Origin of the sequence: Pseudomonas sp. GD03862 (assembly GCF_029840855.1) — a bacterium.
GTDB classification, from domain to species: Bacteria; Pseudomonadota; Gammaproteobacteria; order Pseudomonadales; family Pseudomonadaceae; genus Aquipseudomonas; species Aquipseudomonas alloputida.
On sequence record NZ_JAOCDI010000025.1, the window covers coordinates 15,584 to 26,899 of the forward strand.

Below are 11,316 nucleotides of genomic sequence, written 5' to 3' on the forward strand. Positions count from 1 at the left end.
CGCATTCGCGGGTAAACCCGCTCCTACAGGGCATGGGGCGCCTGTTAGTGCAGCTTCAGGCGCGGCTCGGTACCCCGGCCAATCTTGCTGCCCAGCATCATCAACGCCGTGCGGAAGAACCCGTACAGCGCCATCTGGTGCATGCGGTACAGCGACACATAGAACATCCGCGCCAGCCAGCCTTCCAGCTTCACGCTGCCCATCAGGTTACCCATCAGGTTGCCCACCGCCGAGAAGCGCGACAGCGACACCAGCGAGCCATAGTCCTTGTACTCGTACGTCGGCAGGGCCTTGTTCTCCAGGCGCGCCTTCAGGCTTTGCGCCAGCATCGAAGCCTGCTGGTGCGCCGCCTGTGCACGCGGCGGCACGTTGCGGTCGCTGCCAGGTTGCGGGCAGGCGGCGCAGTCACCGAAGGCGAAGATGTTGTCGTCGCGGGTGGTTTGCAGGGTGGGGCGCACCACCAACTGGTTAATGCGGTTGGTTTCCAGGCCATCGATGTCCTTGAGGAAACCTGGCGCCCGGATACCGGCTGCCCACACTTTCAGGCTGGCCTGGATCACTTCACCGTCCTTGGTTTTCAGGCCGTCCTCGGTCACTTCACTGACTGCGGCGTTGGTCATCACCTTCACCCCGAGTTTTTCCAGGGTTTTGTGAACCGGTACGCTGATGCGCTCCGGCAGCGCCGGCAGAACGCGCGGGCCCGCCTCGATAAGGGTGATGTGCATGTCCTTGGGCTGGATGCGGTCCAGGCCATAGGCCGCCAGCTCGTGGGCAGCGTGGTGCAGCTCGGCCGCCAGCTCTACACCGGTGGCACCGGCGCCGACAATGGCTACGCTGATTTTCTCGCTGGCCACGTCGCCGGCGTGGGCACGCAGGTAGTGGTTGAGCAGTTGCTGGTGGAAACGCTCGGCCTGCTTGCGGGTATCCAGGAACAGGCAGTGCTGCGCTGCGCCCAGGGTGCCGAAGTCGTTGGTGTTGGAGCCCACGGCGATCACCAGGGTGTCGTAGCCCAGGGTGCGCGCAGGCAGAAGCTCGCGGCCCTCTTCGTCGAGGGTGGCAGCCAGTTGAATCTGCTTGCCTTCACGGTCCAGGCCGCTCATGCGCCCCAGCTGGAAATTGAAGTGGTTCCACTTGGCCTGAGCCACGTAGTTCAGTTCGTCTTCCGAGGAGTTCAGCGAGCCGGCGGCCACTTCGTGCAGCAGTGGCTTCCAGATGTGCGTGAGGTTGGTGTCGACCAGGGTGATTTCGGCCTGCTTGCGCTTGCCCAGGCTTTTACCCAGGCGGGTCGCCAGTTCCAGGCCGCCGGCGCCGCCGCCGACAATCACGATGCGATGAGTCATGGGAATATCTCATAAGGTTTACGGAATTCGTGGCCCTGGGGGCCGGCCGCAAACTGCATGAGGGGAGGGCGAGCGCGAAGCAGCTCATAGCACCAGTCCACTCAGCAGGCGGCTGATGAGACCCAACCCGATGGTCACGGCCAGCACCAGCACAAGGAGCAGCCACGGCCGGAAGGGCCTGCGCTCGACTTGGTGCTGGGGGGCTCGCAGATACTCATCGACACGACGCTGATCTTCCGGGTTCAGGCGGCTGGTCATAGTGGGCCTCGTCAGGTAGACGTTTGTGACTGCGCAAACGCTACAGCGTTCGCGCAGGCGCTTGAAACAAATGATAATGCTTTCTATCCCTGGCGCCGAGTGTACGCCATCGCAAACAGTCGCTGCACTGGATCAAAGACTGATGCCTACGTCGAAGACGATACTGCGGCCCAGGTTGCCGCGCAGGAAATCCGGCGCATCGGGGTGGGCAAACAGTACCCGGGCAAAGGTTGGCCCAACCAGCGACAACGAACGCCAGCCCTGGCGCAGGTATTCGGTAGGCGGCGGGAAGTGGGTGTTGAGGTCGAGCACTTCGCGCTTGAGGCTGGAGAACGCGATGATGTCCAGCTCGTTCAGCTCCAGCCCGCGTTCCCGGTAATTGTGCGCCTTCTTGCGCAAGGTGGGCGCCAGGCGCCCGAGCAGTTCGGTGGCACTGATGCGCCGTGGGCGTGCTTCGCGGCGTACCAGCTGCGCCAGGGAAAACGCACTGCGCCGCCGCTGCAGCTCCTCGCGCCATTCATCGTTCAGCCGGCGGCCCTCGTCGAGCACGAAAAACACCTCGAAGGCGGCGTCGCGGAACAGCACGTCTGGTGGCTCCTGCCCCGCCGGAGTGAAGTCCTCGCTGCGGTAGGGAATGTTCAGCCCCTGCAACAGGCGCTGGCACACCCAACGCTCCCGCTCCCACTTACGGGCGTTGGAGAGAAAGGCATTGGCTTGTTCGGCCTGGATGGTAAGCAGGCGCAGGTAGTCTGAGTCATCCATGCAGACAAGCTTAGCCGCTAATCGATGACGGTAAGATGCTGTTTAAGCGTGAGAATCAGCCCAGCACCGGCCACTGCTGCACCAGCCCGACCAGATGCACCACGCCAAAGCCCAGGCAGATCAGCGAGCTGACCACGATAAAACGCTGCGAACGCCCGGTGCCCGCCAGCAATACTGGCCCCAGCAGGCCGCGTAGCAAGTACACCAGGGTGATCAGGCAAATGACTGGCAGCAGCAAGGGCAGCCGCCCGATCGCCCCGGCAGCCGACAGCGCATAGGCCGACCAGGCGAGCAACACGCAGGCGATGGCAGCGGTGATCAGCGCCGGGTAGCAGCGGCCCTTCTCGGCGGCCACCGCCATGCGCTCACCGGCCCCGAACAAACGGTACCAACGCGGCCCCACGGCGATGATGGCCAGGTGAATTACGCCGATGATGGCGTTGAGTGCCGCTGCCAGTAGCAGGGCGGGGTTGGTTCCTTCCAGCATGACCAATGCTTCCTGCATCAAATGGAAGCGTCAGCCTACCGCAGCCGAAGGAATGGGAGAATGGGTGTAGACTCGGTTTTATCCACATGGCCGCAAAGGGTATTGTTCAGGTGATCAGCGCGCAGGTGTTATCCGGCACCACCCTTACCCTTGGCTGGCTGGGTTATGTGCCGTTGCTGATCTGGGCGGTCAGCCGGGTTCGCTGGGTGGAACTGTTTACCGACCGGCGCCGCCAGCATTTGCTGTTTGGCACGGTGTTCTGCCTGTTTGCGCTGTGGCTGGTGCGGCGCGACTTTGATACCGGGGTGTCGTACCACTTTATTGGCATGACGGCGGTCACCCTGTTGCTGGACTGGCCGCTGGCGGTGCTGGGTGGGTTCATGGCCCAGCTCGGCTTGCTGGCGCTGGGGCGTCAGGACCTGGCGGCGCTGGGGGTGAATGGTTTGTTGCTGGTTGGCTTGCCGGTGCTGATTACCGAGGTGTGCGCGCTATTGGTGGAGCGTGCCCAGCCCCGAAACCTGTTTGTTTACATCTTTTGTTCGGGTTTTTTTCCGGCAGCGCTGACTGTGCTGATTTGCGTCCCCGCAGCGCTAGGCGTGTTGTGGCTGGACGGGCGTTTTGCCCTGCCGGAGTGGCTCAGCGACTTTGTTGGCTACCTGTGGCTGATGATGTTCCCCGAGGCGTTCATCAACGGCATGGTGATCAGTGCGCTGGTGGTGTTTTGCCCCGAGTGGCTGGAAACCTTCAACCGGACGCGGTACCTGCAGGCGCCGTGGAAGGAAGATGAGCGGTGAATGTGTGGTGGCTGTGCCGGCCTCTTCGGGGGTAATGCACAGCACTCAGCGGTTGCACTCACACTGTGGGAGCGGGCTTGCCCGCGAACACGGGCGAAGCCCGTGCCATCCACTGCGGCGCCTGCTTCGCGGGCTTGCCCGCTCCCACAGGTACCGCGCGGGTTGTGGGCCCGCGTTGTATTTGTGGATCAGCTCAATGCCGCGGCTCCAGGTCCCCCGAATACAGCTCATCTTCGGACTCTTCCGACCCCGCAATCTTGTGCTCCTCAGCCGCCCAGGCGCCCAGGTCGATCAGTTTGCAACGGTCCGAACAAAACGGCCGGAACGCGTTTTTTTCGCTCCATTCCACAGGCGCGCCGCAAGTTGGGCAATCGACGGTCAATGGCTGGCTCATGGCTGGCCTCCTTTCAAAGTCAGGTAAAAGTGGTGCAGGCGGTCAATCTGCTCATGCAGCGCGGCCAGGCCGCCGTCGTTGACTACCACATCATCGGCATGGCGCAGGCGATCCTCACGGCCCAACTGCGCCTGCAAAATGGCCTGCACGTGCTCTGCACTGGTGTTGTCCCGCGCCAGGGTTCGGGCTATTTGCAGGTCCTGCGGCGCATCGATCACCAGCACACGTTGGGTCTTGTGGTGCTGGCCCGATTCGATCAGCAGCGGCGACACATAGACTGCATAAGGCGACTGCGCCTTAGCCAGATAGCTGAAAATCTCCTGACCGATCAGCGGGTGCAGTAGTTGTTCCAGCCATTTGCGTTGCGCCGGGTCGGCGAAAATCAGCTGGCGCAGGGCGGCGCGATCGAGCTGGCCGTCGCCCTGCAGCACGGCCGGGCCGAAGCGCTCGACGATGCTGGCCAAGGCCGGGCGGCCAGGTTCGACAACCCAGCGCGCCGCCTGGTCGGCATCGACCAAGTGCACGCCAAGCTCGACAAAGCGCTCGGCAGCGGCACTTTTGCCGCTACCAATGCCGCCGGTCAGGCCGAGAATCCAGGGGGTAAAGGCCGCAGTGGTCATCAGTATCCAAGCAGTTGCATGTATGAGGCGTATATTTCATCACCCCAGAGCACGGCAATCCACCCCGCAATTGCCAGATAAGGGCCAAACGGGATTGCCGTGCCCAAGGCATGCCGGCGAAAACGCAGCAGGCACAGGCCAACAAGCGCCCCGACTACCGACGACAACAGCAGCGTCAACGGCAGCACCTGCCAACCCCCCCACGCCCCGATCAGCGCCATCAGCTTGAAATCGCCATAGCCCATGCCTTCCTTGCCGGTAACCAGCCTGAACACCCAGTACACAGTCCACAGGCTGAGATACCCGGCCACTGCGCCCCACAGTGCGTCGGCCAGGGCCACATGGATACCAAAGGCATTGACGATCAGCCCTAGCCACATGGTCGGCAGCACCAGCACATCCGGCAGCAGCTGGTGGTCCGCATCGATCAGGCTCAGCGCCAGCAGGCACCAGGTCAGCGGCAGAGCCACCAACGCCTCTACCGAAGCGCCGAAGCGCCAGGCCACTACAAGCGACAGCAGCGCGCTGGCCACTTCCACTACCGGGTAACGCAGGCTGATGCGGTTTTTGCAGGACGAACAGCGCCCGCCCAAGGCCAGGTAGCTGATGACTGGAATGTTCTCCCACGCACGAATCCGGTGCGCGCAGTGTGGGCACCGGGAGGCGGGCAGGCACAGGTCGAAACGCGGGTGCTGCGTGGTCGGCAGCCCCAATACCTCTTGCGCCTCACGCTGCCATTGCCGCTCCAGCATGATCGGCAGGCGATACACCAGCACGTTGATAAAGCTGCCCACCAGCAGGCCGAGCACCGTGGCAAGGGTGAGGAAATACGCTGGCTGTTCAGCCAGAAAAGTCCATAAAGTCATGTTCAGATCAAACTACCCAACTGGAAGATCGGCAGGTACATCGCCACCACCAGGCCACCCACCAGCAAGCCCAGGATCAGCACGATGGCCGGCTCCAGCAGGCTGGTCAACTGGTCCAGCGCCTGGCTGACCTGTTCCTCGTAATGGCTGGCGGCTTTTTCCAGCATCTGGTCCAGCGTGCCGCTGGATTCACCGATGGCCGTCAACTGCACCAGCAAGGGGGGAAACAGCGGTTCACCGGCCATCGCCTGATTCAGCCCTTGTCCATTGGCCATGCCTTGGCGCAGCCGCAACACCGCCTGTTCGTGCAGGTCGCCACCCGTTACCCGCGCCACCGTCCCCAGCGCATCCAGCAACGGCACCCCGGCGCCGTAGGACGTTGCCAGGCTGCGCGCAAACCGCGCCAGCGCGGCCTGCCCCAGCAACTTGCCAAACACGGGCAAGCCCAGCACCCGCCCAGATATCCACAGGCGCGCTGGCGCGTGCTGCCGGTAAAGCTGGCGCACGGCAACACCCAGCACCAAGCCCATCACCAGCAGCAGCGGCGCAAACCGGCTCAGCCCTGTGGACAAGTTGATCACCCATTGGGTAAATGCCGGCAACGCCGCGCCCATGCCCGAGAACATGCTCTCGAATTTCGGAATCACCTCCAGCAACAAGATCGCCGACACCCCCAGCCCGGTCAGCAACAGCAGCAGCGGGTAGATCATCGCCTTGCGCACCTTCTTGTGCAGCATCCGACGCTGTTCCAGCATGCCGGCCAACTGCTCCAGCTGCCGGTCGAGCGTACCGGACTGCTCGCCCACCCGTACCAGGTTGCAATACAGCGCATCGAACCATGCCGGGTGACGCTGCAACGCATCCGCCAACCCCAGGCCCGAGGCCACATCCTGTTTCAATCTTTCCAGCAACGCCGCCTGCGCCGCATCGCAACCACTGCGGCCCATCACCTCGAACGCCTGCAGCAGCGGCACGCCGGCCTTGAGCAACGTCGCCAACTGCCGGCTGAACCCCGCCGGGTCTGCCTTTTCGCGCCGCTTTGGCAAACTGAACGCCAGCCCGCTGGCCGGCCGCAAACTCGCCACCGTGATGCCCTGGCGAATCAGCCCGGCGCGCACATAAGCCGGGCTGCGCCCGGGTGTTTGGCCGCTGACCGGCGCGCCGTTGGCGTCGGTGCCGTGCCAGCGGTAGAGAAGTGAAGATGAAGTCATGCAAAGGTCCTTGTTCAGCCCCGGCGACAAGCCTGGAAACAGCTTGCCGCGTCCATGCAAGGGCATGCGTCCGTGATGCTCACTAGAGTAGTTCAGCGAAGATGACGCCCGTGCGGGCAGGGGTGACAAAAGGTGTCTGTTCAGGCCTACTGCGCCGCTGCCGGTTGGGGCGCAACTGACCTCAATGTGTAAGCGAATCAAAAAGGAACTACGTTCATGAAAGGGCAACGCGGTATCACCCTGATCGAACTGATGATCGTCGTCGCGATCATCGGCATTCTGGCGACCATCGCCTTACCGATGTACACCAACCACCAGGCACGCTCCAAGGCCGCGGCCGGGTTGCTGGAGATCAGCGCGCTGAAGACGGCGATGGATCTGCGGCTGAATGATGGAAAGGATGTGGCGGATGTAGCCGCCCTGGGTGGCCAGCCGGCGACCGCGCATTGTGCGATCACGGCGAGCGGCAAGGCCGCGGATGGCAGCGGCAGCATTGTATGCACCCTGGTGGATGCGCCGGCAAACGCGCTGGGCAAGGCCCTGATCCTGACGCGTTCGGCCAGCGGCTGGGCGTGCACGACCGACATCGAGGAAGACCTGGCGCCCAAAGGGTGCAAGGGGGCTTGAGGGCAGGGCAATAAACCAGCGGAAACAGGGGTTTGCGTTACGGGTGTGAGCAGTGGTACGTTGCGCTACACGCCGGTGTAGCTCAGTCGGTAGAGCAGCGCACTCGTAACGCGAAGGTCGCAGGTTCGATTCCTGTCTCCGGCACCACATCCAACTCCACTGCATTCCGCTGAATGCTTTGGAAGCCCTCTAAACCGGCCTTCTGGCCGGTTTTTCGTTTCCACGACCCTCTGTCGGGAACCAACTAAATCCCCAATAACCGGGGGTATTTTTGGGGTACAGCGTCTTTCCTGAATGGAGAACGTACCCCTATGCCACGCCTAGCCACTCCGCTCAGCGACCTCAAATGCCGCACGGCCAAACCGCGTGATCGGGCCTACAAACTGTTCGACGGCGGGGGCATGTACCTGTACGTCGCACCCAGTGGTTCGAAGACTTGGCGGCTGCGGTATTTCAAACCCAGCGGCAAGGAAGGCACGCTGATCATCGGTAAGTACCCCATCGTTTCGTTGGCCGTTGCGAGGACCAAGCGCGATGAGGCCAAGGCCCTGTTGCTCGACAACCTTGATCCGATGGAAGAGAAGCAGAAGGCCAAGATCGCTGCCCAGCGTGCGAGTCTTCTCTTTGAAACCGTCGCTTTGGAGTGGCACGCCGAAATGTCCCGGCGCTGGACCGAGGGCCACACCAAGACGGTACTGAGCAGGCTGCGCACCCATGTGTTTCCACTGATTGGTCAGCGGCCTATCGCTGAACTCGACACCCATGATCTCCTTGAGGTCACCCAGCGGATCAAGGATCGCGGCACCATGGATGTCGCGCTGCGTGTGCAGAACTATCTCTCCACGATCATGCGGGGTGCGAAGCGGGCGCGGCAGATCACTCAAAATCCGGCGCTCGATCTGGCCGGCTCGATTCAAGCGCCCCGTACTGTGCACCGTCCAGCACTCTCGCTGAACCGCCTTCCTGAATTGTTGAGCCGAATCGACAACTACACCGGTCGCGAGCTGACCCGGCTCGCAGTGCTACTGACGCTGCATGTGTTCGTGCGCTCCAGCGAACTGCGCTTTGCACGGTGGGATGAATTCGACCTGCAACGTGCGATGTGGGAGATCCCCGATACCCGTAAGCCGATTGAAGGCGTCCGCTATTCCACACGCGGGACCAAGATGAGTGGGGACATTCAGATAGTGCCGCTGTCGCCTCAAGTGATCGAAATCCTTGAACGGCTGCGCAGCTTGAATCGCTTCTCTGAACTCGTGTTGCCCGGCGACCACAGGTACTGGAAACCCATGTCGGAGAATACGGTTAACCAGGTGCTGCGCAATATGGGCTACGACACCACCAAGGACGTGTGCGGGCATGGTTTCAGGACCATGGCTTGTAGTGCCTTGCTCGAATCAGGGCTATGGACGGATGCGGCGATTGAGCGGCAGATGAGCCATCAGGAGCGTAACCGCGTGCGCGCTGCTTACATCCACAAGGCCCAATTTCTGGAGCAGCGTCGATTGATCATGGCGTGGTGGAGCAATTACATCGATGCCAACAGATCGGGCCATGTCACCCCGCATGAGTTTGCCCACCCAATAGGCGACAACGTCACCGCCTTGCCAAATGGTCATGGCGCATTCAATCGCGGGTGAGTCTGCAAGATCGGCGCTGGCTGCTCTTTCACGCGGGTCCATCCAAACAGGGCTGCAAAGCCGCCCTGTTTGGATGGACCTCACTTTGAAGAGCTATAAGCCACGACGATGTCCGGGATTTACCACGGAATTCCACCGGTGAATAACCGCTTTTCCCGTCCTCAACAGCCCGGAGTTTCGACCCTTGACCGGGTTTATCCACAGGCGTAGAACTGGCCATGCAAGCGCTGTCGATGACAGCACCCCAGGTGGCCCGAACCTTCAAGGCCACGCCGCTCTCGCGGTGGTTCTCCCCAAAGGCGATTCGCATCCGGCAGCTCGCCCGGTCACCTCCCAGGTGATGGATGCTCTTATACATATGGCCCTCGTGCGCCAGACACACCGTACCTCGCTGCCCTGCAGCAACCTATTCCGCTTGGCCGAGTTTTTGCGCCAACCTGTGCCCGTCTCTTTCTGTGGAAAGAGACGGGCACTTCAAACACTGCTGCAGCCCTGATCGTACAAGGCTTTGCGGCATTCCCCCTCGTGACAATCGGCGTGACAAACGCCGATGTCACCAGCAACAGCCATGTAGACGATGGTGCCGCAGACCAAGGAATGGACTGCACCTGACTGACAGTCTGGCATGCCCCGGTCATCGCATTGCTGCTTGCACCTGGCTCAGGATCTTCAGGCGCTGATCTCGTCAGCCAGTGCTGCCTCCACCCGCCCACCGGTAACGGTGCTAAGGAGGCCAGATCATGAGATGCCCTTGCTCCCGGACGTAAGGAGCCGCCAGTCCCGCGCTAGAGGACATCCCCACAGGTCGCAGGGGCCTTGATCCCTGATAACACTCAGCATTCTTGGCGGGATGACGTGGGGCGAGGATCGGAGAACAGGCGATGAGGTGATCGACATGGCATTGGTAGGTAGGCGGGATGGCCGCAATTTCGGCTACGGCAGGCAACTGAGCTATGCAGGGCCGCAGGCGTTGAAAGACATGTTCGGCGGCGGCCACTACGGCACGGTGAAGGCACACTGTGATCGGTGGCAGGCATTCGTCAGATGGTGCCGCTCCGAACAAGGGGCCGGTATCAATGATGCGCGGCAGATTGATCGGAAGGTATTGGCGGACTATGCGGCGTACCTGCGTGACGTGGTAAGGCGCGGTGACCTTGCTGTCAGCACCGCACATAACCGCCTATCCAGCGTTAACAGGACAATGGCGGCGCTGCGCGGTGATCAGTGTGTGAAATTGCCCAGTCCGAGCAAGGCGTTGGGAATGCAGCGCACCGGAGTTCGCCAATCGGCTCCGCAAGGCCAAGACCGCGATCAGGTTAATGAGATCGTCAATGCGCTTTGCCGCAATCATCAGCAACGGGCCGCTGCAATCGCTCTGTTGGCGCGAGCCACCGGCATGCGCTTGCGTGAGGCGATCCTAGCCGACTTGCCACGGCTGAGCCGTGAGGCTGAAGTCTTCGACAAGATCAATATCCAAGACGGCACTAAAGGCGGCCGCGCCGGCGCCTCGGCGCCACGTTGGATTGCGGTGGACGAGCATGTTCGAGGTGCCATTGAGTTTGCAAGGCAAGTGTCGCCTGTGGGTAGCCGCAACCTGATCGCACCCCACCAAGCCTACCTGAATGTCCTGCAAGAAATCATCCGCCCTGCGCGAGACATCCTGCATGCACACAACCTGAAAGGCTTCCATGAGCTACGAGCGGCATATGCATGTGAGCGCTATGAGCAAATCACCCAACATAGCGCGCCTATCAACGGCGGCCAATGTTGCCAGGTAAACAGGAACCTTGATCGTGAGGCCCGGAAGCAAATCAGCTACGAGCTGGGGCACGGTCGGATCAATGTGGTCGCTGCCTACGTCGGAGGGCGAACATGAGTAAGCAATTCGACATGGAACTGTACTTGACTGGAGTGCTGACGGGGTCGCACGCAACCCAGCAACGTCATGTGCGACAGGCGAAAATCATCCAGGCTGAGATTACAAAGCGCTGGCAGCTTGAAACTCCTTGGGGTTGGCAGAGAAAGCATGTGGCTTGGTTTCTCGATCATCGCCTCGGTAACCGCAGCGAGGCAACGCGTTACTACTACTTGCTGACCGTGCGGTTGCTGGTTAGCCGATTGCAAAAAACATGGGTATTCGGATCGCCAATTGACTGAGTGATCGCGCTGAGTCAGCAACCCTGCTGTTTACTCGTTAAGTGCGCGCTCCCCAGCATTTAGTTTGGGGCGCGACTAAAATTAAGCCGGGAGAGGTTGAAATGTTTTTTTGGCTGTACATATATACAGTCATGGTTAAGTGCGGAGAGCCTTTCAAGCT

General features: G+C 61.4%; 13 protein-coding genes and 1 tRNA gene. 6 read left to right on the plus strand and 8 right to left on the minus strand.

Translation table 11 applies throughout. The features are described from left to right. Window positions 1-44 precede the first annotated feature (44 nt). The 4 genes from N5D53_RS16825 to N5D53_RS16840 all read right to left on the minus strand — a co-directional run bounded on the left by N5D53_RS16825 (window position 45) and on the right by N5D53_RS16840 (window position 2,847). Window positions 45-1,340: an NAD(P)/FAD-dependent oxidoreductase gene (locus N5D53_RS16825; protein WP_003247549.1), complete on the minus strand. Its 1,296-nt coding sequence runs from the start codon at window positions 1,338-1,340 to the stop codon at window positions 45-47. Window positions 1,341-1,424: 84 nt separating this feature from the next. Beyond that, a complete protein-coding gene (locus tag N5D53_RS16830; RefSeq protein WP_008091951.1) occupies window positions 1,425-1,598 on the minus strand; it encodes a DUF3094 domain-containing protein in 174 nt (57 codons plus the stop codon). Between the two features lie 132 nt (window positions 1,599-1,730). Then, window positions 1,731-2,360, minus strand: a complete 630-nt coding sequence (locus N5D53_RS16835; RefSeq protein ID WP_003247546.1) for a DUF1780 domain-containing protein — start codon at window positions 2,358-2,360, stop codon at window positions 1,731-1,733. Between the two features lie 55 nt (window positions 2,361-2,415). Next, window positions 2,416-2,847, minus strand: coding sequence for a hypothetical protein (locus tag N5D53_RS16840; RefSeq protein WP_049588119.1), 432 nt, complete (start codon window positions 2,845-2,847; stop codon window positions 2,416-2,418). A gap of 86 nt (window positions 2,848-2,933) precedes the next feature. Here N5D53_RS16840 and N5D53_RS16845 point away from each other — a divergent pair, with 86 nt between their 5' ends. Further along, window positions 2,934-3,641 (plus strand): energy-coupling factor ABC transporter permease, encoded by a 708-nt coding sequence (locus N5D53_RS16845; RefSeq protein ID WP_020190540.1) that lies wholly within the window; start codon window positions 2,934-2,936, stop codon window positions 3,639-3,641. A gap of 193 nt (window positions 3,642-3,834) precedes the next feature. On the opposite strand, the gene yacG is transcribed toward N5D53_RS16845, so the two are convergent. The 4 genes from yacG to N5D53_RS16865 are packed head-to-tail and all read right to left on the minus strand — an operon-like array spanning window position 3,835 to window position 6,732. Then, window positions 3,835-4,035: a DNA gyrase inhibitor YacG gene (gene yacG, locus N5D53_RS16850; protein WP_010951889.1), complete on the minus strand. Its 201-nt coding sequence runs from the start codon at window positions 4,033-4,035 to the stop codon at window positions 3,835-3,837. Further along, window positions 4,032-4,655, minus strand: a complete 624-nt coding sequence (gene coaE / locus N5D53_RS16855; protein WP_190869718.1) for a dephospho-CoA kinase — start codon at window positions 4,653-4,655, stop codon at window positions 4,032-4,034. The genes yacG and coaE overlap by 4 nt, the downstream gene beginning before the upstream one ends. Continuing rightward, window positions 4,655-5,521: an A24 family peptidase gene (locus tag N5D53_RS16860; RefSeq protein WP_190869717.1), complete on the minus strand. Its 867-nt coding sequence runs from the start codon at window positions 5,519-5,521 to the stop codon at window positions 4,655-4,657. The genes coaE and N5D53_RS16860 overlap by 1 nt, the downstream gene beginning before the upstream one ends. A 2-nt stretch (window positions 5,522-5,523) precedes the next feature. Next, entirely contained in the window at window positions 5,524-6,732 is a 1,209-nt protein-coding gene (locus N5D53_RS16865; protein WP_190869716.1) for a type II secretion system F family protein, read from the minus strand. A gap of 216 nt (window positions 6,733-6,948) precedes the next feature. Here N5D53_RS16865 and N5D53_RS16870 point away from each other — a divergent pair, with 216 nt between their 5' ends. The 5 genes from N5D53_RS16870 to N5D53_RS16890 all read left to right on the plus strand — a co-directional run bounded on the left by N5D53_RS16870 (window position 6,949) and on the right by N5D53_RS16890 (window position 11,156). Then, window positions 6,949-7,359, plus strand: coding sequence for a pilin (locus tag N5D53_RS16870; protein WP_014589604.1), 411 nt, complete (start codon window positions 6,949-6,951; stop codon window positions 7,357-7,359). Window positions 7,360-7,430: 71 nt separating this feature from the next. Next, a tRNA-Thr gene (locus N5D53_RS16875) sits at window positions 7,431-7,506 on the plus strand. 164 nt (window positions 7,507-7,670) lie between these two features. Then, window positions 7,671-8,999, plus strand: coding sequence for an integrase arm-type DNA-binding domain-containing protein (locus tag N5D53_RS16880; protein ID WP_274140058.1), 1,329 nt, complete (start codon window positions 7,671-7,673; stop codon window positions 8,997-8,999). An 895-nt stretch (window positions 9,000-9,894) separates the two neighbouring features. After that, window positions 9,895-10,875, plus strand: a complete 981-nt coding sequence (locus tag N5D53_RS16885; RefSeq protein WP_190870137.1) for an integrase domain-containing protein — start codon at window positions 9,895-9,897, stop codon at window positions 10,873-10,875. Beyond that, window positions 10,872-11,156, plus strand: coding sequence for a hypothetical protein (locus N5D53_RS16890; protein ID WP_190869714.1), 285 nt, complete (start codon window positions 10,872-10,874; stop codon window positions 11,154-11,156). The genes N5D53_RS16885 and N5D53_RS16890 overlap by 4 nt, the downstream gene beginning before the upstream one ends. Window positions 11,157-11,316: the final 160 nt, after the last annotated feature.

Coding starts and splice junctions, on each gene's coding strand:
- coaE (WP_190869718.1), bottom strand. CDS start 4,655: ATGACCACTGCGGCCTTTACCCCCTGGATTCTCGGCCTGACCGGCGGC.
- N5D53_RS16890 (WP_190869714.1), top strand. CDS start 10,872: ATGAGTAAGCAATTCGACATGGAACTGTACTTGACTGGAGTGCTGACG.
- N5D53_RS16860 (WP_190869717.1), bottom strand. CDS start 5,521: ATGACTTTATGGACTTTTCTGGCTGAACAGCCAGCGTATTTCCTCACC.
- N5D53_RS16825 (WP_003247549.1), bottom strand. CDS start 1,340: ATGACTCATCGCATCGTGATTGTCGGCGGCGGCGCCGGCGGCCTGGAA.
- N5D53_RS16865 (WP_190869716.1), bottom strand. CDS start 6,732: ATGACTTCATCTTCACTTCTCTACCGCTGGCACGGCACCGACGCCAAC.
- N5D53_RS16880 (WP_274140058.1), top strand. CDS start 7,671: ATGCCACGCCTAGCCACTCCGCTCAGCGACCTCAAATGCCGCACGGCC.
- N5D53_RS16840 (WP_049588119.1), bottom strand. CDS start 2,847: ATGCTGGAAGGAACCAACCCCGCCCTGCTACTGGCAGCGGCACTCAAC.
- N5D53_RS16835 (WP_003247546.1), bottom strand. CDS start 2,360: ATGGATGACTCAGACTACCTGCGCCTGCTTACCATCCAGGCCGAACAA.
- N5D53_RS16845 (WP_020190540.1), top strand. CDS start 2,934: ATGGCCGCAAAGGGTATTGTTCAGGTGATCAGCGCGCAGGTGTTATCC.
- N5D53_RS16870 (WP_014589604.1), top strand. CDS start 6,949: ATGAAAGGGCAACGCGGTATCACCCTGATCGAACTGATGATCGTCGTC.
- N5D53_RS16830 (WP_008091951.1), bottom strand. CDS start 1,598: ATGACCAGCCGCCTGAACCCGGAAGATCAGCGTCGTGTCGATGAGTAT.
- yacG (WP_010951889.1), bottom strand. CDS start 4,035: ATGAGCCAGCCATTGACCGTCGATTGCCCAACTTGCGGCGCGCCTGTG.
- N5D53_RS16885 (WP_190870137.1), top strand. CDS start 9,895: ATGGCATTGGTAGGTAGGCGGGATGGCCGCAATTTCGGCTACGGCAGG.